The sequence below is a fragment of the Streptomyces sp. ICC4 genome, assembly GCF_003287915.1.
GTDB classification, from domain to species: domain Bacteria; phylum Actinomycetota; class Actinomycetes; order Streptomycetales; family Streptomycetaceae; genus Streptomyces; species Streptomyces tritrimontium.
The window spans coordinates 1,180,290-1,203,859 of record NZ_CP030286.1; the positions used below are offsets into that span (position 1 = coordinate 1,180,290).

General features: G+C 71.2%; 17 protein-coding genes and 2 pseudogenes. 5 read left to right on the plus strand and 14 right to left on the minus strand.

Annotated elements, in window-relative coordinates; translation table 11 throughout:
* Positions 1-13 precede the first annotated feature (13 nt).
* From DRB89_RS05435 to DRB89_RS05445, 4 genes and pseudogenes are all read right to left on the minus strand, one after another.
* On the minus strand, positions 14-1,114 hold the full coding sequence (locus DRB89_RS05435) for a branched-chain amino acid aminotransferase (RefSeq protein ID WP_112447015.1): 1,101 nt from the start codon (positions 1,112-1,114) through the stop codon (positions 14-16).
* Between the two features lie 231 nt (positions 1,115-1,345).
* Positions 1,346-2,386 (minus strand): 3-isopropylmalate dehydrogenase, encoded by a 1,041-nt coding sequence (locus tag DRB89_RS05440; protein WP_112453209.1) that lies wholly within the window; start codon positions 2,384-2,386, stop codon positions 1,346-1,348.
* Positions 2,387-2,469: 83 nt separating this feature from the next.
* Positions 2,470-2,601 carry a hypothetical protein gene (locus DRB89_RS45880; protein WP_275431882.1) on the minus strand — a complete coding sequence of 44 codons (132 nt, stop codon included), beginning with the start codon at positions 2,599-2,601 and terminating at the stop codon, positions 2,470-2,472.
* A gap of 260 nt (positions 2,602-2,861) precedes the next feature.
* A pseudogene (locus DRB89_RS05445) lies at positions 2,862-3,137 on the minus strand (LysR substrate-binding domain-containing protein); the annotation flags it as partial.
* Between DRB89_RS05445 and DRB89_RS44240 the strand changes: the two are divergent.
* Both DRB89_RS44240 and DRB89_RS05455 read left to right on the plus strand, forming a co-directional pair.
* Positions 3,136-3,567, plus strand: a pseudogene (locus tag DRB89_RS44240) (hypothetical protein); the annotation flags it as partial. The pseudogenes DRB89_RS05445 and DRB89_RS44240 sit on opposite strands and share 2 nt — an antisense overlap.
* 119 nt (positions 3,568-3,686) lie before the next feature.
* On the plus strand, positions 3,687-5,711 hold the full coding sequence (locus DRB89_RS05455; protein WP_112447017.1) for a phospholipase C, phosphocholine-specific: 2,025 nt from the start codon (positions 3,687-3,689) through the stop codon (positions 5,709-5,711).
* A 93-nt stretch (positions 5,712-5,804) separates the two neighbouring features.
* Here the strand turns inward: DRB89_RS05455 and DRB89_RS05460 are convergent, their stop codons facing one another.
* The gene (locus DRB89_RS05460; RefSeq protein WP_112447019.1) at positions 5,805-6,434 is read right to left on the minus strand and encodes a GNAT family N-acetyltransferase; all 630 of its coding nucleotides are present in this window, start codon (positions 6,432-6,434) and stop codon (positions 5,805-5,807) included.
* A 128-nt stretch (positions 6,435-6,562) separates the two neighbouring features.
* Here DRB89_RS05460 and DRB89_RS05465 point away from each other — a divergent pair, with 128 nt between their 5' ends.
* Complete coding sequence (locus tag DRB89_RS05465; protein ID WP_112447021.1) at positions 6,563-7,264, plus strand: nitroreductase family protein; 702 nt, start codon at positions 6,563-6,565, stop codon at positions 7,262-7,264.
* A gap of 79 nt (positions 7,265-7,343) precedes the next feature.
* Here the strand turns inward: DRB89_RS05465 and pruA are convergent, their stop codons facing one another.
* Complete coding sequence (gene pruA / locus DRB89_RS05470; protein WP_112447023.1) at positions 7,344-8,984, minus strand: L-glutamate gamma-semialdehyde dehydrogenase; 1,641 nt, start codon at positions 8,982-8,984, stop codon at positions 7,344-7,346.
* 51 nt (positions 8,985-9,035) lie between these two features.
* Positions 9,036-9,962, minus strand: a complete 927-nt coding sequence (locus tag DRB89_RS05475; protein ID WP_112447025.1) for a proline dehydrogenase family protein — start codon at positions 9,960-9,962, stop codon at positions 9,036-9,038.
* 199 nt (positions 9,963-10,161) lie between these two features.
* Here DRB89_RS05475 and DRB89_RS05480 point away from each other — a divergent pair, with 199 nt between their 5' ends.
* Complete coding sequence (locus DRB89_RS05480; protein WP_112463218.1) at positions 10,162-11,469, plus strand: helix-turn-helix domain-containing protein; 1,308 nt, start codon at positions 10,162-10,164, stop codon at positions 11,467-11,469.
* 56 nt (positions 11,470-11,525) lie between these two features.
* On the opposite strand, the gene DRB89_RS05485 is transcribed toward DRB89_RS05480, so the two are convergent.
* Positions 11,526-12,401: a hypothetical protein gene (locus DRB89_RS05485; RefSeq protein WP_162688475.1), complete on the minus strand. Its 876-nt coding sequence runs from the start codon at positions 12,399-12,401 to the stop codon at positions 11,526-11,528.
* 90 nt (positions 12,402-12,491) lie between these two features.
* Positions 12,492-13,112, minus strand: coding sequence for a TetR/AcrR family transcriptional regulator (locus DRB89_RS05490; RefSeq protein WP_112447031.1), 621 nt, complete (start codon positions 13,110-13,112; stop codon positions 12,492-12,494).
* 103 nt (positions 13,113-13,215) lie between these two features.
* On the opposite strand from DRB89_RS05490, the gene DRB89_RS05495 reads away from it, so the two are divergent.
* Positions 13,216-14,757: an MFS transporter gene (locus DRB89_RS05495; RefSeq protein WP_112453210.1), complete on the plus strand. Its 1,542-nt coding sequence runs from the start codon at positions 13,216-13,218 to the stop codon at positions 14,755-14,757.
* A gap of 98 nt (positions 14,758-14,855) precedes the next feature.
* On the opposite strand, the gene serA is transcribed toward DRB89_RS05495, so the two are convergent.
* The 5 genes from serA to DRB89_RS05520 all read right to left on the minus strand — a co-directional run bounded on the left by serA (position 14,856) and on the right by DRB89_RS05520 (position 23,330).
* Positions 14,856-16,445 (minus strand): phosphoglycerate dehydrogenase, encoded by a 1,590-nt coding sequence (gene serA / locus DRB89_RS05500; RefSeq protein WP_112447033.1) that lies wholly within the window; start codon positions 16,443-16,445, stop codon positions 14,856-14,858.
* A 274-nt stretch (positions 16,446-16,719) separates the two neighbouring features.
* Positions 16,720-17,721, minus strand: a complete 1,002-nt coding sequence (gene ilvC / locus DRB89_RS05505; RefSeq protein ID WP_112447035.1) for a ketol-acid reductoisomerase — start codon at positions 17,719-17,721, stop codon at positions 16,720-16,722.
* Positions 17,722-17,848: 127 nt separating this feature from the next.
* Positions 17,849-18,373, minus strand: coding sequence for an acetolactate synthase small subunit (ilvN, locus tag DRB89_RS05510; RefSeq protein ID WP_053677671.1), 525 nt, complete (start codon positions 18,371-18,373; stop codon positions 17,849-17,851).
* A gap of 32 nt (positions 18,374-18,405) precedes the next feature.
* Positions 18,406-20,295 (minus strand): acetolactate synthase large subunit, encoded by a 1,890-nt coding sequence (locus DRB89_RS05515; RefSeq protein ID WP_204357636.1) that lies wholly within the window; start codon positions 20,293-20,295, stop codon positions 18,406-18,408.
* A 215-nt stretch (positions 20,296-20,510) separates the two neighbouring features.
* Positions 20,511-23,330, minus strand: a complete 2,820-nt coding sequence (locus tag DRB89_RS05520; protein ID WP_112453211.1) for an EAL domain-containing protein — start codon at positions 23,328-23,330, stop codon at positions 20,511-20,513.
* Positions 23,331-23,570 lie beyond the last annotated feature (240 nt).

Sequence of the window (23,570 nt, forward strand, 5' to 3'; positions counted from 1 at the left end):
GGGCTCGCCGGCTCTAGCCGAGCGGGTGCATCCAGCCGTGGGTGTCGGCGGTGTGGCCGGTCTGGAGGTCCAGCAGCGCCTTGCGGAGCTTCATGGTGACCTCGCCGGGCTCGCCGTCGCCCTGGGTCCAGTTGGCGCGCTCGGACTTGACCGAGCCGACCGGGGTGATCACGGCGGCGGTGCCGCAGGCGAAGACCTCGGTCAGGGTGCCGTTCTCGTTGTCGCGCTTCCAGTCCTCGGTGGTGATCCGGCCCTCTTCGGCGGTGTAGCCGAGGTCGCGGGCGATGGTGAGGAGGGAGTCGCGGGTGATGCCGGGAAGGAGCGAGCCGGTGAGCTCGGGGGTGACGATCCGATGTGCTCCGTCCTCCTGCCCGTACACGAAGTACAGGTTCATCCCGCCCATCTCCTCGATCCAGCGGTGCTCGACGGCGTCGAGCCAGACCACCTGGTCGCAGCCGTGCTCGGCGGCCTGGGCCTGCGCGACGAGCGAGGCCGCGTAGTTGCCGCCGGTCTTCGCGGCGCCGGTGCCGCCCTTGGCCGCGCGCACGTACTCCTCGGAGAGCCAGACGGAGACGGGCTTGACGCCGCCGGGGAAGTAGGCGCCGGCGGGCGAGGCGATGACGATGAAGAGGAACTCGTTGGCCGGGCGGACGCCGAGCCCGACCTCGGAGGCGAACATGAACGGCCGCAGGTACAGCGAGGCCTCGCCGGAGTCCGGCACCCAGGCGCGGTCCTGCTTGATCAGCGCGTCGCAGGCCGCGATGAACAGCTCGGTCGGCAGCTCCGGCATCGCCATGCGGCGGGCCGAGGACTGGAACCGCTCGGCGTTCGCCAGCGGGCGGAAGGTGGCAACGGTGCCGTCGGGCTGCTTGTAGGCCTTGAGGCCCTCGAAGATCGTCTGCGCGTAGTGCAGGGTCATGTTCGCCGGGTCCATCGACAGCGGCGCGTACGGGACCAGCTCGGCGTCGTGCCAGCCGCGGCCCTCGGTCCACTTGATCGTCACCATGTTGTCGGTGAAGTGGCGGCCGAAGCCGGGGCTCGCCAGGATCGCCTCGCGCTCCGCGGCGGACAGGGGGTTCGAGGAGGGCTTCAGCTCGATCGTGGGCGTCGTCATGAGTGCTTGTCCTTCACCGGTTGTGTATGGCGGACCGCGCTCACGGCGTACTAGGACGTCCGAGCTTCCCCGTAGTCCGCGGCCTCGCGTTCGATTATCGCGCGGGAGGAGGCTTCGGTGAAACGGGGTGTTTGCGGCCCAGGGGAGATGGTGACACCCGGGGCCGCACAGGAAAAGCCGCCGGGTGCGGTGATCGCGACCCGGCGGCTTCCTGGAGGTGGGGCTACCGGGTCAGCCGGCTACTCGAGCGGCGAGGGCGTCGCCGATCTCGTCGGTGGTGCGGAAGGTGCCGTCGCGCTCCGCCAGGTCCGCGGAGACCGCGTCCTCGATGCGGGCGGCCTGGGCCTCGTAGCCCAGGTGGCGCAGGAGGAGGGCGACCGACAGGATCGTCGCGGTCGGGTCGGCCTTGCCGGTGCCGGCGATGTCCGGGGCCGAGCCGTGGACGGGCTCGAACATGGACGGGAAGGCGCCGGTCGGGTTGATGTTCCCGGAGGCGGCCAGGCCGATTCCGCCGGTCACGGCGGCGGCCAGGTCGGTGAGGATGTCACCGAAGAGGTTGTCCGTGACGATGACGTCGAAGCGCTCGGGCTGCGTGACGAAGAAGATCGTCGCGGCGTCGACGTGCAGGTAGTCGGTGGTGACCCCGGGGTACTCCTGGCCGACCTTGTCGAAGATGTTCTTCCACAGGTGGCCGGCGTACACGAGGACGTTGTTCTTGTGGACCAGGGTCAGCTTCTTGCGCGGGCGGGCGTTGGCCCGCTCGTACGCGTCGCGGACCACGCGCTCGACGCCGTACGCCGTGTTGATGCTGACCTCGGTGGCCACCTCGGCCGGGGTCCCGGTGCGCAGGCTGCCGCCGTTGCCGGTGTACGGGCCCTCGGTGCCCTCGCGGACCACGACGAAGTCGATCTCCGGACGGCCTGCCAGCGGCGTGGCCGTGTTGGGGAAGAGCTTCGACGGGCGCAGGTTGATGAAGTGGTCGAAGGCGAAGCGGAGCTTCAGCAGCAGACCGCGCTCCAGGACGCCCGACGGGACCGAGGGGTCGCCGATGGCGCCCAGCAGGATCGCGTCATGGTGCTTGAGGGCCTCGAGCTCCGCCTCCGGGAGGGTTTCACCGGTGCGGTGCCAGCGCTGGGCGCCGAGGTCGTATTCCTTGGTCTCCAGCTTCACATCCTGGGGCAGGACCGCGGTAAGGACCTTGAGGCCCTGAGCCACGACTTCCTGGCCGATGCCATCACCGGGGATCACTGCGAGATTGATGCTGGTCGACATGGTGGAACCGTACTCCTTGTCCCACCCCTCAGACATATTGCGTCCATCATGTGGACGCAATATGTGCGGGGCCGGGCTCGTGCTCAGTGGCCGGTCGAGCCGCCGTTGTCACGGCGGTCCAGGGCGCGCTGGAGGGCGGCGGCGGCGTTCTTGCGGTCGGCATCGGCGGCGGCGGAGCGCCGGGCGCGGCGGACGGCGACGGGGTTCTGCGTCATGGTGATCGACTCCTTGAGATCACGGCGTGGCGGGGCCACGGATGAGGGGTTCCTTCAAGGCGCCGGAAGAGGCGGGGAGCGGTGCGCGGCAGGGGTTGCCTGCGACGGGGCGCGCGCTCTCGACCGCCATTCGCCGGATCGGCGAGACGTTCGGCTTCTACAACGTAAGCCAGCTCCCGCTGTATGTCTCCGCAATTACTCGGACTTCCTACTATCTGAGACGCGAAACCCCTCGGAAGGACCTCGACCGCGGCTCCGCTTCAGGCCTTGGCGGAGCGGAGTTCCCTGATCAGAGCCCTGACGGCGAGCGTCCTCGCCAGTTCCGGCGTGGTGACGTATCCCACCTGTCTCACGGGCCCCGAGGGGCCCAGACCGGTGATCTCGACGGCCTCACCCGCCTCCCGCAACGACAGCTCCGGCAGGACCGCCATGCCGAGCCCGCGCCCGACCATCGTGAGGACCATCCCGTCGTCCTCCGCCTTGACGGTGGCCCGCGGGATCCAGTCCTGGGCCTGCCACCAAGCCCGGGTGTAGGTCACCCTGGGCGCCGACGGCACCCGCAAGCTGCGCGGCCACGAGGGCGTCCCGCTGGAGGCGTACCTCTCGGTCCTCGGCGGCACCGGCCTGACCGCGTACGCCGCCCTGACCCGCACCGCGGCCCTGCGCGAGTACGGGCGGATCGCGTGGGTCGGCGGGATCTCGATGTACAACGGCGACCGCTCCCCCGCCGCGCCCCGCAACCCCTTCGAAGTCGTACACAAGTCGCTGCGCCTGGAAGGGGTATTGGTTCGCAATCACACCAATCTGCAGGACGAGCTGGAGGACTTTCTGGTCCCTCATCTGCGCAGTGACCTGATCTCCACCGACACCACCGTTGTCCAGGGATTCGATCACAAGGTGGACGACTTCCGGGGCATGCTCAGAGGGGAGAATCTGGGAAAAATGCTCGTGCGGCTCGATGTCTGAATCCGGCCATCCGGATGTTCACCGAGTTCTTACCGCACGGATGTAGACCTTTGGCGCGGCTGCCGCCACTCTTGCCGTCAATGTGCCAGCGGGGCACTTGAGTTGGAGGCGAGTAGCCAGTGACACCGATCAGCCGCAGAGGGTTCGTGGGAATCGGCGCCGGGCTGATGGCGGGGGCGGCCATCCCGGCGATCGCGCCGACCTCGGCGGCGGCCGCCGCCTCCGGCACCATCACCGACGTGAAGCACGTGGTGATCCTGATGCAGGAGAACCGCAGCTTCGACCACTACTTCGGCAAGCTGAAGGGTGTCCGCGGTTTCGGCGACCGCGCCGCAGGCAACATCCCGGGCGGCTGGGGCATGTTCAACCAGCCCAACTGGGGCGGCCGCCAGTACCCGTGGAAGCTCAGCTCCACCCCGCCGGCCGGCGGGGTCGACGGCGAGACCCTCGCCCAGTGCAACGGCGACCTCCCGCACAGCTGGAACTCGCAGCACGCGGCCTGGAACAAGGGCCGCATGGACAACTTCGTCACCGGCGTCGGCAACACCCGCACCCTCGGCTACCTCGACCGCGGCGACATCCCCTTCCACTACGGCCTCGCCGACAACTACACCATCTGCGACGCCTACTTCTGCTCGACCCTGAGCGCGACCGGCCCCAACCGCACCTTCCTGTGGAGCGGCAAGGTCGACGCGGGCAGCAAGGACGGCGGCGACGAGTCCGGGCTGACCTGGGAGACGTACGCGGAGGCCCTGCAGCGCGCCGGGATGAGCTGGAAGGTCTACCAGAACGCCCAGGACAACTACGGGGACAACGGGCTCGCCTACTTCAAGAAGTTCACGGACGCGGCCCCCGGCAATCCGCTGTGGGACCGGGGCATGGGCTCCGTGCCCAAGGTCACCGGCTCCACCCCGGACGACATCGCCGCCGCCATCCGCGCGGACGTCGTCGCCGGCACCCTCCCCCAGGTCTCCTGGGTCGTGGCGAACGAGGCCTTCTCCGAGCACCCGTACGCCCCGCCCGGCGACGGCGCGCACTTCGTGGACCTGGTCTACCGCGCGCTCTCGGCGAACCCGGAGGTCTTCGACTCCACCGTCCTCTTCCTCAACTACGACGAGAACGACGGCTTCTTCGACCACGTCCCGCCGCCGGTCGCCCCGCCCGGCACGGCCGGCGAGTACATCGACGGCACCCCGATCGGGCTCGGCTTCCGCGTCCCCATGATCGTGATGTCTCCGTGGACGCGCGGCGGCTGGGTGAGCTCCGAGGTCTTCGACCACACCTCCGTGCTGCGCTTCATGGAGACGTGGACGGCCGCGCTGGGCACCCCGGCCGCCTGTCCCAACATCAGCGCGTGGCGCCGCAAGGTGGTCGGCGACCTCACGGGCGTCTTCGACTTCGCACACCCGGTCTACGGGGTCCCCGCAGGCCTGCCGTCCACCGCCAAGGTCATCGGCCAGGCGACCTGCGGCCCGCTCCCCAACCCGGTGCCGCAGGACAACGCACAGCCGGTGCAGGAGGCCGGGACGCGGCCCGCGCGGGCACTTCCGTACCAGGTCAACGGGAACCTGGACCGTTTCGAGTTCGGTGCCGCCGGCAAGATCCTGGCCTGGTTCTCGATGACGAACGCGGGCACGGAGGCGAAGCGGCCGGCGCACTTCTCGATCCACCCGCACCAGTACCGGGACACGGCGGCCTGGCAGTACACGGTGGACGCCGGCGCGACCTCGACGGACTACTTCAACATCGGCACCGGCAGCGGCTCCGGCAAGTACGACATCTCGATGTACGGGCCGAACCGCTTCCTGCGGCGCTTCATCGGCGACGCGTCGAAGGCGGGCAAGTCGATCGAGGTCGCGGCGCGCTTCGCGGTGGAGGCGAGCACCGGCAAGACGGCGGTCTACTTCAAGATGACCAACTCCTCGGCCTCGCCGGTCACCTTCACGATCCGCTCGAACGCCTACCGCACGGACGGCCCGTGGACGTACACCGTCCCGGCGAACTCCTCGCGCGAGGACTACTTCAACGCCGTGGCCTACAGCAGCGGCTGGTACGACTTCACGGTCCTCGCCGACTCCGACGGCACCTGGTCGCGGCGCTACACGGGCCACATCGAGTCGGGCGCACCGAGCATCAGCGGCTAGCCCCTCGGCCAGGCCGTCCAGCCGGTGCCGTGGCCGGAAGGGCCCACCGGGTCGCGGCGCGGGTCGCGGCGCCAGGCACGGCACGGCACGGCACTAGAGCACGTCGCCGTCCCGCCAGTCGAAGCGGAGCGGCCCGGCGGCGGGGTCCGGCAGGACCCCGCCGTCCGGCGCCCACACGTACGTCGACCCCTCCTCCTCGGGGAGCCGCTCGGGCCCGTCCGGCCCGAGCACCCCGATCTCCCCGCCCCATACCCGCCAGCCCCGCGCGGCGTACAGCGCGGCGCCGACGTCGGACGCGCTGAGCGCCCCGAGCGGGTAGGCCCGCGCGAGGACCCCCTCCAGCGACTGCATCACCACCCCGCCGAGCCCGCTCCGCCGCCGGTCGGCGCGGACGGCCACGGCCTCGACGTACCCGGTGCGCAGCGCCCGCCCCGCGTGCAGGACCCGCCGCTGGACGACGCTCCCGTGCGCGACGAGCTCCTCGCCCTCGTACACCAGCACGTGCATCCCGCCGAGCGCGTGCTCGAAGTCCTCTTCCCCGAAGTCCCCTTCGAAGGCGGAGTCGAGCAGCTCCCGCACCCGCCGCAGCTCCCCTTCGCCGACCTGCGAGGTGTGCCGAAGGAACACGGCCCGCCCGCCGGCGCCGTCGCGCGTGGAGTCCGGGTCCCGTGCCGCCGTCCGCCGCAGTCCCGCCCGTGCCGCCCCCGCGTCCCAGTCGTCCATGCCGGGACGGTACCAAGCGGGCTCCGCCGCCCCGGGATCCGGAATGCGGACACGAAATATCGCCCACCGGCCGGATTCGTCCGACGCGGGTCTGGCGGTCTGGACCACTGCCTCGGCAGACTCTGCCCATGTCGCCCGATACCCAGCAGTGGACCCCGATCCACGGCCAGCCCTACCGCGCCGCCCCCTACCGCCCCGAGCGGATGCCGAGCGCGGAATCCCTCGCGCGCGCCGCCGAGTTGCGGACGCGGATGGACGAGCGCAGGACCGTACGCCACTTCTCCCCCGACCCCGTGCCCGAGCAGGTCGTCCGGGACGCCGTCGCGTGCGCCGCGACCGCGCCCTCCGGCGCGCACCAGCAGCCGTGGACGTTCGTCCTGGTCAAGGACCCCGCCGTGCGGCGGCAGATCCGCGCCGCCGCGGAGCAGGAGGAGCAGCTGTCCTACGACGGCCGGCTCGGCGACGAATGGCTCGCGGCCCTGCGCCCCATCGGCACGGACGCCGTGAAGACCCACCTCACCGACGCCCCGGCCCTGATCGTGGTCTTCCAGCAGCGCTACTGGCTCGGCGAGGACGGCACGAAGCACAAGCACTACTACGTCGACGAGTCGGTCGGCATCGCGGTCGGCATGCTGCTGTCCGCCCTCCACCTCTCCGGCCTGGCCGCCCTGATCCACACGCCGAGCCCGATGCGGTTCCTCTCCCACGTCCTGGACCGCCCGGAGAACGAGAAGGCCTTCGCGGTCATCCCGGTCGGCTACCCCTCCCCCGACTGCGAGGTCCCGGACCTGGTCCGCAAGTCCCTGGACCAGGTCATCGTGGAGGTCTAGGCGGACCTCCGGACATGAAACCGCCCCCGCTCCGGACTTGGGGGTACCGGAACGGGGGCGGGGTTCAGCGGGGCCTGGATCAGCCCATGTGGGGGTAGCCGTACTCGGTCGGCGCGACCAGGGTCTCCTTGATGGAGCGGGTCGAGGTCCAGCGCTGCAGGTTGGTCGCCGCGCCCGCCTTGTCGTTGGTGCCCGAGGCGCGGCCGCCGCCGAAGGGCTGCTGGCCGACGACGGCGCCGGTCGACTTGTCGTTGATGTAGAAGTTGCCCGCCGCGAAGCGGAGCTTCTCCATCGCGTCCGCGGCCGCGTAGCGGTCGCCGGCGATGATCGAGCCGGTCAGCGCGTACGCCGAGACGGACTCCATCTGCGCGAGCATCGTGTCGAACCCGTCGGCGGCAGCGTCGTCGTAGACGTGGATCGCCAGGATCGGGCCGAAGTACTCGGTCGTGAAGACCTCGTTCTCGGGGTCGGTGCACGCGATGACGGTCGGGCGGACGAAGTAGCCCTTCGAGTCGTCGTACGTGCCGCCCGCGACGATCTCGCAGGTCGGGTCGGCGGCGGCCCGGTCGATGGCGGCCTTGTTCTTGGCAAAGGACCGCTCGTCGATGACGGCGCCGATGAAGTTCGCCAGGTCGCGGACGTCGCCCATCGCGATGCCGTCGACCTCGGCCGCGAAGGCCTCCTTGAAGCCGTCGTTCCAGATCGAGGCCGGAACGTAGGCGCGGGAGGACGCCGAGCACTTCTGGCCCTGGTACTCGAAGGAGCCGCGGGTCAGGGCGGTCTTGAGGGTCGCGCGGTCCGCGGACGGGTGCGCGACGACGAAGTCCTTGCCGCCGGTCTCGCCGACCAGGCGCGGGTAGGACTTGTACGTCTCGATGTTGTTGCCGACCGTCTTCCACAGGTACTGGAAGGTCTTCGTCGAGCCGGTGAAGTGGATGCCCGCCAGCTCGGGATGGTTCAGTGCCACCTCCGACACCGCGATGCCGTCGCCCGTCACCAGGTTGATGACGCCCTTCGGCAGGCCGGCCTCCTCCAGCAGCTCCATGAGGAGGACCGCGGAGTGGGTCTGCGTCGGGGACGGCTTCCACACGACCACGTTGCCCATGAGGGCGGGGGCGGTCGGCAGGTTGCCGGCGATGGCCGTGAAGTTGAACGGCGTGATCGCGTAGACGAAGCCCTCGAGCGGGCGGTGGTCGCTGCGGTTCCACACGCCGGCGGAGTTCGCGGCCGGCTGCTCGGCCAGGATCTGGCGGGCGAAGTGGACGTTGAAGCGCCAGAAGTCGACGAGCTCGCACGGGGTGTCGATCTCGGCCTGCTGCGCGGTCTTGGACTGGCCCAGCATCGTGGAGGCGGCCAGCTTCTCGCGCCACGGGCCGGACAGCAGCTCGGCGGCGCGCAGGATGATCGCGGCGCGGTCGTCGAAGGACATCGAGCGCCAGGCCGGGGCTGCGGCCAGGGCGGCGTCGACGGCCTCCTGCGCGTCGGCCTGGGTGGCGTTCGCGTACGTGCCGAGCACCGACGCGTGGTCGTGCGGCTGCACGACGTCGAAGCGCTCGCCGCCGCCCATCCGCTTGACGCCGTTGATCGTCATCGGGAGGTCGATCGGGTTCTCGGACAGCTGCTTCAGCTGCGTTTCGAGGCGCGCGCGCTCCGGGGTGCCGGGGGCGTACGAGTGGATCGGCTCGTTGACGGGAACGGGGACCTGGGTCACAGCGTCCATATGACTGGTAACTCCTTGAGCTAGTGGGAGGGCCTAGTTCAGGGCCAGGACCTAGTTCTTGGTGATCATCGAGCGGAGGAAGAAGAGGAGGTTCGCCGGCTTCTCCGCGAGGCGCCGCATGAAGTAGCCGTACCAGTCGGTCCCGTACGCCGTGTAGACGCGCATCCGGTGGCCCTCGGCGGCCAGCCGCAGGTGCTCCTCGCCGCGGATGCCGTAGAGCATCTGGAACTCGTACTCGTCGAGCTTGCGGCCCGCCGTGCGGGCGAGCTCCTGGGCGATGGCGATCAGGCGCGGGTCGTGGGACCCGATCATCGGGTAGCCGTCGCCCTCCATCAGGATCCGCATGATGCGGACGTAGGCCAGGTCGATCTCGGCCTTGTCCTGGTAGGCGACCTCGGCGGGCTCCTTGTAGGCGCCCTTGACGATCCGTACGCGGCTGCCGGCGTCGGCCAGCCGGCGGGCGTCGGCCTCGGTGCGGAAGAGGTACGCCTGGATCACGCAGCCGGTCTGCGGGAAGTCGCGGCGCAGCTCCTCGTGGATGGCGAACATCGAGTCGAGGGTGGTGTGGTCCTCGGCGTCCAGGGTGACGGTGGTGCCGATGGCGGCGGCGGCCTCGACGACCGGGCGGACGTTGGCGAGGGCGAGCTCGTGGCCGCCCGCGAGCGCCTGGCCGAACATCGACAGCTTCACGGACATCTCGACGGTCTCGCCGAGGCCCAGGTGGGCGAGCTGCTCGATGAGCTGGAGGTACGCGTCGCGCGCGGCGTGGGACTGCTCCACGGTGGTGATGTCCTCGCCGACGACGTCGAGGGTCACCTCCAGGCCCTTGGCCGTGAGGTCCTCGACGATCGGGATGACCTGGTCGACCGTCTCACCGGGGATGAACCGGTTCACCACGGGCTTGGTCACCGGGGCGGCAGAGACGATTCGGCGCATCTTGTCGCTGCGCGAGGCGGCGAGGATCGCGGGACCCAGCACGGGGCACCTCCAACGGGGTGGCAGAAGCAGACATACGGCCTGCGCCGGGATGACGTGGGCCATAAGGAAAATGCAAGTGAAACCACCGTGAAACCTAGGGATCTCCACGATCCTCTGCCATCGACAGCTGTCACGCATCCGTGGCCCGGATCTCATACATCTGTCTGAAGGCCCGGTCCGGGGGTGGGAGAATGTGCGGGTGAAGGGCGATTACCAGGACCTGGTGGATGAGATCTCGGCGCTGCTCGGCGCTCCGGCGACGCTGGAGAACCGGGACTTCCGCCTCATCGCCTTCGGCGCGCACGACAGCGATGACGACCTCGCGATGGACCCCGTACGGACCCGCTCGATCCTCACCCGCCAGTCGACGGCCGCCGTCCGCTCCTGGTTCGAGGGCTTCGGCATCGCCCGCGCCACCGGGCCCGTACGGATCCCCGCGGCCCCGGACGCCGGGGTCTTCCGGGGCCGGATCTGCCTGCCGGTGCGCTACCGCGGCATCGTCCAGGGCTACGTGTGGCTCCTCGACCGGGACCCCGGCCCCGACGCGGAGGCGCTGGCCGCGGCCATGGAGGTGGCCCAGCGGATCGGACTGCTCCTCGCGGAGGAGGCCAGGGCGGGGGCCGACCTGTCGCGGGAGTTCCGCGCGGTGCTCACCGCCGGGCGGGGCTGGCAGCAGGACATGGCCGTGGCGGCGCTGCGGGTGGCGCTCGGTCCGGGCGGAGACGGACCGCACGCGGCCGTCTGTGTGAGCCCGTGGCCCGGCGAGGCCCCGGCTTCGGTCCCGGGGGCGGCGGCGGTGTGCGTGGTCCCCTGGCGGCGGGCCGGCGAGGAGGAGCCCGGCCCGGGGGCGCGCGGGCAGGACGGCACGGCCGCCCCGGGGCGCCAGGTCCTGGCCGTCCTGGTCCGGCTGCGCGGCGCGGACCCGCTGGCTCCGGCGATGACGGCGATCTCGCGGCTGATGCCCCGCGCGGCCGGAGCGGGCGGAGCGGCCGGAGCTGGCAGCCCGAGTGGCCCGGGCTCCGCCGACCCCGGCAAGGGCGCCGCAGGGGTGCCCGCCGTAGGGGTGTCCGCAGCCGGGGCGCCCCCCGGCGGGATGACCGCCGGGGTGTCCGATCCCGTGCGGGCCCTCCCGGGGCTCCCCGCGGCGTGGCGCCAGGCCGAGTCCGCCGCCCGGGCCGCCGCCGCCCGGCCGCGGCTCGGGGCGGTCGCGCAGTGGTCGGCGATCGGGCCGTACCGGATGCTGGCGGCCGTCGCCGAGGAGGCGCTCGACGATCCGGCGACCCGGGCCCTGCTCGGCCCCGCGCACCCCGAACTGGCCCGGACGGCCGAGGTGTTCCTGGACTGCGCCGGCCAGGCGGGCCGGGCGGCGGCCGCCCTGGGCATCCACCGCCAGACCCTGTACTACCGCCTCGCCCGGGTGGAGCAGCTGACCGGCCTGGACCTGGACGAGGGCGAGGACCGCCTGCTCCTGCACATGTCCCTCAAGGCGGCCCGCCTGCACGGCTGACCGGGCTCCCGCCTCCGACGCCTGCCGCGGCGGCGGCCCGCCTTCCGCGACTCCGGTCAGCGGACGGCGCCGCCCGAGTGGCCGAGTGCCTCACCGGACACCGCGTCGACCAGGACCCGGCCTCCGAGCGGCCGGGAGAGCGTCACGGGGACCGTCGCCCCGAGCAGGACCGCGGGGCACCCCTCGCCCTCGGGGAGCTCCCGCCCGGGCAGGATCCGGCCGCCGAGGACCACCGTGTCGGCGCCCTCCAGCACCTCGACGGCGACCCCGCCGTCGCAGGCCCCGTGTCCGGCGTCCACGGTGAAGGCCGTGGCGCCGGGGTCCGCGGCTCCGTGGCCCGTCAGCGCCGTGGTGGAGCCGGACGGTTCCATCGGCTCGACCGGCGGCTCGGCCGGCTCGGCGCGGGCCAGGGCGACTCGGGCGAGCGGCTCCCCGTACCCCTCCAGGTCGAAGAACCAGACCGGGACCAGGGCGGGTCCGCGGCTGGTCTTCACGGTCAGCTCGCCGAACCGGGCGCCGGTCACGGTCAGCGGGTGCTCGCGGGTGGGCGCCCCGCCGGTGAGCGCCCCGTACGCGGCGCTCGCACCCAGTGCCGTGACGTCGAGGGTGGCACCGTCGGACCAGCGGATCCGGGCGGATCGGCCGCCCCCCACGGGCAGTTCGCCGCGCAGGGCGAAGTTCCGCTCCGCGTAGGCGGTCTTGTCGCGCCCGTCGTGGAAGGCGTCCGCCGGCAGCCGCACCGGGTCCTCCAGGAGGTGGAACCCCGCGCGCCACTCCTTCAGTTCGGCCGAGCCCTCCCAGGCGCGCGCCACCTCCTCCATGCGGGGCCGGAGTTCGGGCGCGGCAGCCGCCCGCGGGGGTCCCGCCTCCCCGCATCCGGCCGCCACGAGCACCCCGAGGAACACCGCCACCACCGTCACCGCACGTCTCACGACTCCCCCTCAGATCGGACCGGTTAGGGGGTGGGACGCGGGCACCGCGGCGGGGGTTCCGGCTCCGCTCAGGCCCCGCTCAGGCCCCTCTCAGGCCCCGCTCGCGGCCTCGCCCCCGGCCGCCGGTCCGTCCGCCGGGGCCGCCTTCGCCATCGCCTCCACGGCCCGCCGCATGCCCTCGGTCAGGTCCGCCGGCGTCGCGGCCGAGGCGGGGTCGAAGAGCCACTGGAGCATGAAGCCGTTCAGCAGGGCCTGGTAGAACGCGCCGGTGGTCCGCAGGTCCTCCTCGCCGAGGTCCTCCTCCGCGACACCGGTGAACATCGAGACGAGCCCCTTGCGCCCCTCCCCCTGCGAGGCCGCGAGCATCGTCCGCAGCTCGGGCAGCCGGTCCGGGGTCAGCGCGACCTCCATGCTCGCCGCCCAGATCGGGCCGGACTCCGCACGCCCGGAGTGCACCCCGTCCCAGACCGAGCGGAAGCGCTCGAGCGAGCCGCCCTCCCCCCGCACCCCGGCCGTGAACTGGTCGCCCCAGTCCTGGATGACGGCGATGAACGCCTCCGTCATGAGGGCGTCCTTGGAGCCGTAGTGGTAGCCGATCGAGGCCAGGTTCGCACCGGAGGCCTTGACGATGTCGCGTGCGGTCGTGCGCACGAAACCCTTCTCGACCAGGCACTTCTTGGCGCCTTCCAGCAAGTCTTCGCGATGTCCCATGCCGTCACGGTAACCAAGACGCCCGTCCAAGACAAACGTTCCATACGACCGTCCTACACATCCGTACTAGACAGTCGTTTATGACACTTGTACATTGCTGCTCATGACGAACCCCGCAGCGCGTCCGGCCGGTCGCCGGGAATGGATCGCCTTCACCGTTCTCCTGCTCCCCCTGCTCCTGGTCTCGATGGACGTCTCCGTCCTCTACTTCGCCATCCCGGCCATCACCCGGGAGCTCGACCCCAGCGCCACCCAACAGCTCTGGATCTTCGACAGCTACGCCTTCGCCCTGGCCGGCCTGCTGATCACGATGGGCTCCCTGGGCGACCGGATCGGGCGCCGCAAGCTGCTGCTGGCCGGCGCGGCCGCCTTCGGACTCGCCTCCGTCGGCGCCGCCTACGCCACCAGCGCCGAGATGCTCATCGCGGCCCGCGTCCTGCTCGGCATCGGCGGCGCGACCCTGATGCCGTCCACCCTCGCCCTCATCCGCAACCTCTTCCAGGACGACCGGCAGCGCGGCAAGGCCATCGCGATCTGGTCCGGTGCCATGACCGGCGGCATCGCACTGGGATCGGTGATGAGCGGGGTGATGCTGAACCACTTCTGGTGGGGCTCCGTCTTCCTGGTCAACGTGCCCGCGATGCTGCTCCTGCTCGCCCTGGTCCCCGTGCTGGTCCCCGAGTTCAAGGACCCCGCCCCCGGCCGCTTCGACCTGCTGAGCGTGCCGCTGTCCATGGCCGCGGTACTGCCGGTGGTCTACGCCCTCAAGGAGATCGCCGCCGAGGGCCCCACCCCGCTCCGCGCCGGCTGCCTCGCCGTCGGCCTGGCCTTCGGGTACGCCTTCGTCCGCCGCCAGCGCACCCGTGACGACGCCATGGTCTCCCGGGCCCTCTTCCAGGGCCGGGGCTTCGGCGCCGGCATCGGCCTGAACACGATCGCCGCCTTCGCCATGATGGGCTCGGCCTACTTCACCACCCAGTACCTGCAGTCGGTGCTCGGCATGGGCACCCTGGAAGCCGCCCTCTGGAGCCTGGCCCCCTCGGTCGCCATCGGCGCCGCCGCCCCGGTCAGCGCCGTCCTCGCCCACAAGACCGACCGGGCGTACGTCATCGCCGGCGGCTTCGTCCTCGCCGCCGCCGGGTTCGCCCTGATCGGCCTCGTCTCCACCGACTCGCTGTGGCTGCTGCTGACCGGCGCGGGGGTCCTCGCCTGCGGCATCGTCACCGTGATGTCGCTGGTCTCCGACATGGCGCTCGGCGCCGCCCCCGCCGAGAAGGCCGGCTCGGCCGCCTCCCTGCTGGAGACGGGCCAGGAGTTCGGCGGCGCCCTCGGCATGGCCGTCCTGGGCAGCCTCGGCACCGCCGTCTACCGCTCCGACCTGGCCGGCTCCGAGCCCGCCGTCCGGGAAACGCTCGGCGGAGCGGTGGCCGCCGCCCGGCAGCTCGGCGGCGAAGCCGGCGGACAGGTCCTGACCCTGGCCCGGGAGGCCTTCGTCCACGGAATGCAGTACGCGGCCTGGGGCGGTACGGTCCTGCTGCTCGCGGCGGCGGTGCTCGCCGCGGCCCTGCTCCGGGGCCGCGGAGCCCAGGCCCCGGCCGCGGCCGCGGCGGAGCCGGCCCGGGCCGGCGAAGCCCTCGCGCACTGAGCGACGTAAGAAGGTCGCGGGGCGCGGCACGCGAAAGGGCCCGGGGGAATCCCCCGGGCCCTTCGGCTTTAGCTTTGGCTTCGGCTTCGGCTTCGGCTTCAGCCGAGGCTGACCGTGCGGGCCGAGACCGCGCCGATCTCGGTGGCGATGTCCGCGAGGACGTTCACCGGGGCCTCGGCGTCGACCGTGAGGACGGCGAGCGCCTCGCCGCCCTCCTCGGCGCGGGCGACCTGCATGCCCGCGATGTTCAGGCCGGCCTCGCCGAGGATGCGGCCGACGGCGCCGACCACGCCGGGGCGGTCGGCGTAACGCAGGACGATCATGTGGTCGGCGAGCGCCAGGTCCACGTCGTACTCGCCGATGCCGACGATCTTCTGCAGGTGCTTGGGACCCACGAGCGTGCCGGAGACCGAGACCTCCTGGCCGTCCGACAGGGTGCCGCGCACGGTCACCACGTTGCGGTGGTCCGGGGACTCCGACGAGGTGGTCAGGCGGACCTCGACACCGCGCTCCTGCGCGAACAGCGGGGCGTTGACGTAGGAGACCGTCTCGTCGACGACGTCCTCGAAGACACCCTTGAGCGCGGAGAGTTCGAGCACCTTGACGTCGTGCTGGGTGATCTCGCCGCAGACCTCGACATCGAGGCGGACCGCGACCTCGCCCGCGAGGGCGGTGAAGATGCGGCCGAGCTTCTCGGCGAGCGGCAGGCCCGGCCGGACGTCCTCGGCGATGACGCCGCCCTGGACGTTGACCGCGTCCGGCACGAGCTCGCCGGCGAGCGCGAGGCGCACCGACTTGGCGACCGAGACGCCGGCCTTCTCCTGGGCCTCGTCCGTGGACGCGCCGAGGTGCGGGGTGCAGACGACCTGGTCGAGCTCGAACAGCGGGGAGTCCGTGCAGGGCTCCTTCGCGTACACGTCGAGTCCGGCGCCGGCGACGCGGCCCTCCTTGATGGCCGAGTACAGCGCGGCCTCGTCCACGATCCCGCCGCGGGCGGCGTTGACGATGCGCACGGACGGCTTCACCTTGTGCAGGGCCTCGTCCCCGATGAGACCGAGGGTCTCGGGGGTCTTGGGCAGGTGCACGGTGATGAAGTCGGCGACCTCGAGGAGCTCGTCCAGCGACAGCATCTTGACGCCCATCTGGGCGGCGCGCGCGGGCTGCACGTAGGGGTCGTACGCGACGATCTTCATGCCGAAGGCCGACATGCGCTGGGCGACCAGGACGCCGATGCGGCCGAGGCCGACGACACCCAGGGTCTTCTCGCTGAGCTCGACACCCGTGTACTTGTTCCGCTTCCACTCACCGTTCTTCAGAGCGGTGTTGGCCTGCGGGATGTTGCGGGCGGTGGCGACGAGGAGGCCGCAGGCCAGCTCGGCGGCCGTGACGATGTTGGAGGTCGGGGCGTTGACGACCATCACGCCGGCCTTGGTGGCGGCGGACACGTCGACGTTGTCCAGACCGACACCCGCACGGGCGACGACCTTCAGCTTCTTGGCGGCGGCGATGGCCTCGGCGTCGACCTTGGTCGCGGAGCGGACGAGGATCGCGTCGACGTCGACGATCGCGGGGAGCAGCTCCGCGCGGTCGGCACCGTTGACGTGCCTGATCTCGAAGTCCGGACCGAGCGCGTCCACCGTGGCGGGCGACAGCTCTTCGGCGATGAGTACGACAGGTTTCGAGCTCACGTGGGTCCTCACAAGTCCAGTGCGGACGGCCGTCCCGACGGCCGCAGGCGGTGGAGGGGGTAGCCGCGTGGAAGACGCACGACACTGTGGGCCTGACGCGTTGTGTTGAGCAGTGTAGTGGCGGATCCCGTACGGAATTCCGCCTGTACGGAAGGATCACCCGTCCGTGATTGGCCGGGGTGGACAAGCGGGCCGTTTTCAGGGCCCGTGCCGCATCCCCGCCCGATGTGCGGCGGGGCCGGGACGCACCGTCCCGGCCCCGCCCCGCGCGCGATCAGCTCTCGTCGTTGTCGACCCAGCTCATCAGCTTGCGCAGCTTCTTGCCGGTGGTCTCGAGCAGGTGCGCCTCGTCGGCCTTCTTGTACTCGTTGTACTTCGGCAGGCCGGCCTTGTACTCGGCCATCCAGGTGTTGGCGAACTCGCCGTTCTGGATCTCCGCGAGGACCTTCTTCATCTCGGCCTTGGTGGCGTCCGTGATGATGCGGGGACCGGTGATGTAGTCGCCCCACTCGGCGGTCTCGGAGACCGACCAGCGCATCTTCTCCAGGCCGCCCTCGTACATGAGGTCCACGATGAGCTTCAGCTCGTGCAGGCACTCGAAGTACGCGATCTCCGGCTGGTAGCCGGCCTCGGTCAGGGTCTCGAAACCGGCCTTGACCAGGGCGGAGGCGCCACCGCAGAGGACGGCCTGCTCACCGAACAGGTCGGTCTCGGTCTCCTCGGTGAAGGTGGTCTTGATGACGCCGGCGCGGGTGCCGCCGATGCCGGCCGCGTACGAGAGCGCGAGCGCGAAGGCGGAACCGGTGAAGTCCTGCTCGACGGCGGCGATGCAGGGCACGCCGCGGCCTTCCTCGTACTGGCGGCGGACCAGGTGGCCCGGGCCCTTCGGGGCGACCAGGGCGACGTCCACGTTGGCCGGGGGCGTGATGAAGCCGTAGCGGACGTTGAAGCCGTGGCCGAAGAAGAGCGCGTCGCCCTCTTCCAGGTGCTGCTCGATGGACTCGGCGTAGATCTCGGCCTGGAGCGGGTCCGGGGTCAGGATCATGATGACGTTCGCCCAGGCCGCCGCCTCGGCGACGGGCAGGACCTTCAGGCCCTGCTCCTCGGCCTTGGCCTTGGACTTCGAGCCCTCGTGCAGGCCGACGACGACGTCGACGCCGGAGTCACGGAGCGACAGCGCATGGGCGTGGCCCTGGCTGCCGTAACCGATGACCGCGACCTTGCGGCCCTGGATGATGGACAGGTCGGCGTCGTTCTCGTAGAACAGCTCGGCCACTGGGATATCTCCTTGGTGCGCTGGTGTTGCTCCCACCGTACGGCGGGGAACGGAATACGTGGTTCTCGGTCTCGCCATACGAGCGAGCGAGCGGGCAGCCGCCGGGCCGGCACGCGGCCCGGACGGCTCAGGCGCTGCGGTCGAGCGCGCGCAGGCTGCGGTCCGTGATGGACCGGCCGCCGCGCCCTATGGCGATCGTGCCGGACTGGACGAGCTCCTTGATGCCGAAGGGCTCCAGCATCTTGAGCATCGCGCCCAGCTTGTCGGTGCCGCCCGTGGCCTCGATGGTGACGGCTTCCGGGGAGACGTCGACGGTCTTGGCGCGGAACAGCTGGACGATCTCGACGATCTGCGAGCGCGTCTCGTTGTCGGCGCGGACCTTCACCAGGACGAGCTCGCGCTCGATGGCGTTGTGCTGCTCCAGCTCGACGATCTTGAGCACGTTGACCAGCTTGTTGAGCTGCTTGGTCACCTGCTCCAGCGGGAGGTCCTCGACGTTCACGACGATGGTGATGCGCGAGATGTCGGGGTGCTCGGTGACACCGACCGCGAGGGAGTCGATGTTGAACCCCCGTCGGGAGAACAGCGCGGCGATCCGGGCGAGGATGCCGGGCGTGTTCTCGACCAGGACGGAGAGCGTGTGCTTGGACATGTGAGTCGTTCTCTCTCTCAGGCTCTCTCGGCTCAGTCGTCTTCGTTGTCGCCGAAGTCGGGACGGACGCCCCGGGCGGCCATGACCTCGTCGTTCGAGGTGCCGGCGGCGACCATCGGCCACACCATGGCGTCCTCGTGGACGATGAAGTCGACGACGACCGGACGGTCGTTGATCGCGTTGGCCTCGGCGATGACCCGGTCCAGGTCGGCCGGGTCCTCGCAGCGCAGTGCCACGCAGCCCATGGCCTCGGACAGCTTGACGAAGTCCGGGACGCGGGTGCCCTTGCGGGGGGCGCTGGACTCGCCGAGCTGGGAGCCGACCGCCGTGTCCTGGCCCGTCTCGTCCGCGTGCAGCACGGTGTTGGAGTAGCGCTGGTTGTAGAAGAGGGTCTGCCACTGGCGGACCATGCCCAGCGCACCGTTGTTGATGATCGCGACCTTGATCGGGATGTTGTTCAGCGCACAGGTGGTCAGTTCCTGATTGGTCATCTGGAAGCAGCCGTCGCCGTCGATCGCCCAGACCGTGCGGTCGGGCATGCCGACCTTGGCGCCCATCGCGGCCGGGACCGCGTAGCCCATGGTTCCGGCGCCGCCGGAGTTGAGCCAGGTGCGGGGCTCTTCGTAGTTGACGAAGTGCGAGGCCCACATCTGGTGCTGGCCGACGCCCGCCGCGTAGATGGTGTGCTCGGGGGCCATCTGGCCGATGCGCTGGATGACCTGCTGGGGCGACAGCGTGTCCTCCGAGGGCTTCTCGTAGCCCAGCGGGTACGTGTCGCGCCAGCGGCTGAGGTCCTTCCACCAGGCGCTGTAGTCGCCGGCGTGGCCCTCGGTGTGCTCGGCCTGGACCGCCTGGATCAGGTCGGCGATGACCTCGCGGGCGTCACCGACGATCGGGACGTCGACGACGCGGTTCTTGCCGATCTCGGCCGGGTCGATGTCCGCGTGGATGATCTTGGCGAACGGGGCGAAGCTGTCCAGCTTGCCGGTGACGCGGTCGTCGAAGCGGGTGCCGAGCGCGATCAGCAGGTCGGCCTTCTGCAGGGCGGTGACGGCGGTGACCGCGCCGTGCATGCCGGGCATGCCCACGTGCAGCGGGTGGCTGTCGGGGAAGGAGCCCAGCGCCATCAGGGTGGTGGTGACCGGAACGCCGGTCAGCTCGGCGAGGACCTTCAGCTCGGCGGTCGCGCCGGCCTTCATGACGCCGCCGCCGACGTACAGGACCGGGCGCTTGGCCTGGCAGATGAGCTTGGCGGCCTCGCGGATCTGCTTGGCGTGCGGCTTGGTGACCGGCCGGTAGCCCGGGAGGTCCTGGGCGGGCGGCCACGAGAAGGTGGTCTTCGCCTGCAGGGCGTCCTTGGCGATGTCGACCAGGACCGGGCCGGGGCGGCCGGTCGAGGCGATGTGGAAGGCCTCGGCGATCGTCCGCGGGATGTCCTCGGCCTTGGTGACGAGGAAGTTGTGCTTGGTGATCGGCATCGTGATGCCGACGATGTCCGCCTCCTGGAAGGCGTCCGTGCCGATCGCCTTGGAGGAGACCTGGCCGGTGATGGCGACGAGCGGGACGGAGTCCATGTGCGCGTCGGCGATCGGGGTGACCAGGTTCGTGGCGCCCGGGCCGGACGTGGCCATACAGACGCCGACCTTGCCCGTGGCCTGCGCGTAGCCGGTGGCGGCGTGGCCGGCCCCCTGCTCGTGGCGGACCAGGATGTGACGGACCTTCTTGGAGTCCATCATCGGGTCGTACGCGGGGAGGATGGCGCCGCCCGGGATGCCGAAGACGGTGTCGCACCCCACCTCTTCGAGAGAGCGGATGAGGGACTGCGCACCCGTGACGTGCTCAACTGCGGCGGACTGGTGTCCGCCGGTACGGGCCCGCGGCTGCGGATGGTGGGCCCCGGTGGCCTGCTCGGTCATCGGCATTCTCTTCTCGAAGCTGAGGGTTTTACGAGGAGGGTTTTACGAGATTCGACGTTGCCAGTGCAACAAAAAACCCCTCGTGCCGGGAGGCAAGCGAGGGGAGCGCGTCGGGTGCGTTGAGCGGGGACATGCTGGTCCCAGCTTCAGCCGACGCGCTTTCCAAGTACGAGAATTCGGGTGCGCATGGCACTGACCCTCCCTCCGGCGGGAGGGTGATGTCAAGCGGGTGGGACGGGCGTCTCATTATGTGAGCCTCTGTGGATGGCCATCGAGCCCCCTGGGGAACCACCGGCCAATGCTGGCTGGGCCGCACCGCCCGGTACTGGGAACGTACCTCTCACGAGCGCCCGCCGCAGCCTGTACTCGTCGAGAGGGCCCGAGAAGGCCATCCCCTGCCCGTGCGTACAGCCCATCGCGCGCAGGGCCAGCACCTGCTCGGGCAGGTCCACGCCCTCCGCCACCGACTGCATGCCCAGGTCGTTTGCGATACGCAACAAACCTGCGGTGATCTTGTGGAGGCGAGCGGACTCGACGACGCCCTCGACCAGGCCCCGGTCGAGCTTGAGCATGTCCACCGGGAGCCTGCGCAGCGCGCTGATGGCCGCGTAGCCGCTGCCGAAGCCGTCGAGGGCGATCAGGACCCCGAGCCGCCGCAGCGCCGCCAGGCGCCGCTCCAGGTCGTCGAAGGGCACCCTGGGGTCGGACACGGCGAGCTCCAGGACGAGCGCCCCCGACGGCAGCCCGTTGCGCGTGAGGAGGGCCTCCACCGAGCCCAGCGGCATCGACCGGTCCAGCAGCCGCTGCGCGGTCATCCGGACGGCCACGGGTACGTCGTGCCCGGCCCGGTGCCGCTCGGCGGCCTGCCCGACGGCCTCCTCCAGCAGCCACCGCCCCAACTCGGCGGTGCGCGAGGCGTCCGGCAGGGCCGGGTGGCCCGGGTGGCCGCCCTCGCTGTACTCGGCGACCCGCAGGAACTCGGCGGGCGTGAACAGGATCCCCTGGGCGGAGCGCCACCGGGCCTGCGCCGCCACGGCCGAGATCTCGCCGGTGGCCAGGGAGACCACGGGCTGGTGGAGCAGCGCGAACTCGCCCTCGTGCAGCGCGGTGCGCAGCCGCCCGGCCAGCTCCGCCTTGCGGACGACTTCGGCCTGCATCTGCGGCGCGTACATCTCGACCCGGTCCTTGCCGCCCGCCTTGGCCCGGTACATCGCGAGATCCGCGTTGCGCATGAGGTCCGAAGGGGTGATGCCGGGGTCGGCGAAGGCCACGCCGATGCTGGCCGCGACCCGGACCTCGCTGCCGGAGATCCGGTAGGGCTGGGAAAGCGTGGTGCGCAGCCGGTCGGCGATCTCGTGGACCAGGTACTCGCGGGCGCTGCGGTCGCGGCTGCCGTCGCCCAGGATCAGCGCGGCGAACTCGTCGCCGCCGAGGCGGGCCGCGGTGTCCCCGGACCGGACCGAGTCCTGGAGCCGGCGGGCCGCCTCGACGAGCAGTTCGTCGCCCGCCTGGTGGCCGATGGTGTCGTTGACCGCTTTGAAGCCGTCGAGGTCGATGAAGAGCACGGCGGTGCTGTGGTCCCCGGCCCGCCGGCCGGTCAGGGCCTGGCGGACCCGGCGGGTGAACAGGGCCCGGTTGGGGAGGTCGGTGAGCGGGTCGTGCTCGGCGCTGTGCTGGAGCTGCGCCTGGAGCCTGACCCGCTCGGTGACGTCGCGGCTGTTGAGGATGAGCCCGCCCTGATGGCGGTTGACGGTGGACTCCACGTTGAGCCACTCGCCCTCGCCGGACTTGAACCGGCACTCGATGCGGGTGGTCGGCTCCTCGGCGGGCGGGGCGGCCAGGAAGCGGCGCACCTCGTGGACGACGCGGCCCAGGTCGTCGGGGTGGATCAGGGCGGCCAGCTCGGTGCCGACCAGCTCCTCCGCCTCGCGGCCGTAGACCCCGGCGGCGGCGGGGCTGACGTAGCGCAGGGTCCCGGTGGGCGCGGCGATCATGATGACGTCGCTGGAGCCCTGGACCAGGGAGCGGAAGTGGTTCTCCTTCTGGGCCAGCTCCTGGGTCAGCGCGATGTTGTCGAGGAGCATGATGCCCTGCCGGATGACGAGGGCGAGGACGACCGTGCAGCCGGTGAAGACGACGACCCGGTCGACCTTCCGGCCGTCCACCACGTTGTAGAGGATGCCGAGGGTGCAGACGGCCGCCGCGAGGTACGGGGTCAGGGCGGGCAGGGAGCCGGTGATGGGGCGGCTGTGCGGCCGCTCGGCGCGCGCGTGGGCGACGGACTCGGGGCCCTGGTGGAGCCGGCGGGCGCCCCAGGGCGCGTACGCGAGGAGGAGCGAGCCGGCGAACCAGCCCGCATCGAGGAGCTGGCCGGACTGGTACTCGGCGCTGAGCAGGGGCGAGGTGAACAGCGCGTCGCTGAGCACGGTCAGCGAGAGGGCCGCGATGGCGGTGTTCACGGCGGAGCGGTTGGTCTCGGAGCGGCGGAAGTGCAGCACCAGCACCATCGAGACGAGCGCGATGTCCAGGAGCGGATAGGCCAGCGAGAGGGCCGCACGCGGGACGCTGCCGGGGGCCCCGGTCTGGGCGGTGCGCGCCGCGTGGGCGAGGGCCAGGCTCCAGGAGAGGGTGAGCAGGGAGCCGCCGATGAGCCAGGAGTCGAGCCCGAGGCAGACCCAGCCGGCTCTGGTGACGGGGCGCTTGGCGAGGACGAGCAGGCCCACGATGGCGGGCGGTGCGAAGCAGAGGAAGGCGAAGTCCGCGATGGAGGGCTTCGGCACGCTCTCACCGAGGACCACCTCGTACCAGCCCCAGACGGCGTTTCCGCAGCTGCCCATGAGCGAGGAGAACGCGAACAGCAGCCAGGCCGGGCGCTCGCGGCTGTCGATGGCCCGCGCGTACGTGAAGCAGGAGACTGCCGCCAGCAGCCCGGCGGCGCTGAGCCCGAAGTCGCCCATGAAATCGGCGAGTTCCTTGGAGCCCCAGCCGAGGGCGGCGCCCACGCCGTACCCGCTGCTGACCACCGCGAGGAGGAGCTGCATCGCCAGACCCTTGCCGCCGCCCGCGAGGGGCCGACGGGTCAGGAGCGCCGCCCCCGGGGCACTCACCGGTCCCCCTCGCTGGCTGGTTTCGGCGTGCCCCAGTCCCGGCACCGTCGTTTGCGGCCGCTTCGCCGCACCGGATCCTTCACCCATTGGCCGTACATCGCCCGTCGCCCCCCAAAGTGTCCGATCACTTCCCCAGCGCCAGACCACCGCGCCGCAGCCCCTTGTTCCGGACGA

Excerpts from the sequence above, each read along its gene's own strand:
- DRB89_RS05490 (WP_112447031.1), bottom strand. The coding sequence starts at position 13,112 with ATGGGACATCGCGAAGACTTGCTGGAAGGCGCCAAGAAGTGCCTGGTC.
- DRB89_RS05465 (WP_112447021.1), top strand. The coding sequence starts at position 6,563 with ATGTCGCCCGATACCCAGCAGTGGACCCCGATCCACGGCCAGCCCTAC.
- DRB89_RS05515 (WP_204357636.1), bottom strand. The coding sequence starts at position 20,295 with ATGCCGATGACCGAGCAGGCCACCGGGGCCCACCATCCGCAGCCGCGG.
- DRB89_RS05440 (WP_112453209.1), bottom strand. The coding sequence starts at position 2,386 with ATGTCGACCAGCATCAATCTCGCAGTGATCCCCGGTGATGGCATCGGC.
- ilvN (WP_053677671.1), bottom strand. The coding sequence starts at position 18,373 with ATGTCCAAGCACACGCTCTCCGTCCTGGTCGAGAACACGCCCGGCATC.
- DRB89_RS05435 (WP_112447015.1), bottom strand. The coding sequence starts at position 1,114 with ATGACGACGCCCACGATCGAGCTGAAGCCCTCCTCGAACCCCCTGTCC.
- DRB89_RS05520 (WP_112453211.1), bottom strand. The coding sequence starts at position 23,330 with ATGCAGCTCCTCCTCGCGGTGGTCAGCAGCGGGTACGGCGTGGGCGCC.
- pruA (WP_112447023.1), bottom strand. The coding sequence starts at position 8,984 with ATGGACGCTGTGACCCAGGTCCCCGTTCCCGTCAACGAGCCGATCCAC.
- DRB89_RS05495 (WP_112453210.1), top strand. The coding sequence starts at position 13,216 with ATGACGAACCCCGCAGCGCGTCCGGCCGGTCGCCGGGAATGGATCGCC.
- DRB89_RS05460 (WP_112447019.1), bottom strand. The coding sequence starts at position 6,434 with ATGGACGACTGGGACGCGGGGGCGGCACGGGCGGGACTGCGGCGGACG.
- DRB89_RS45880 (WP_275431882.1), bottom strand. The coding sequence starts at position 2,601 with ATGACGCAGAACCCCGTCGCCGTCCGCCGCGCCCGGCGCTCCGCCGCC.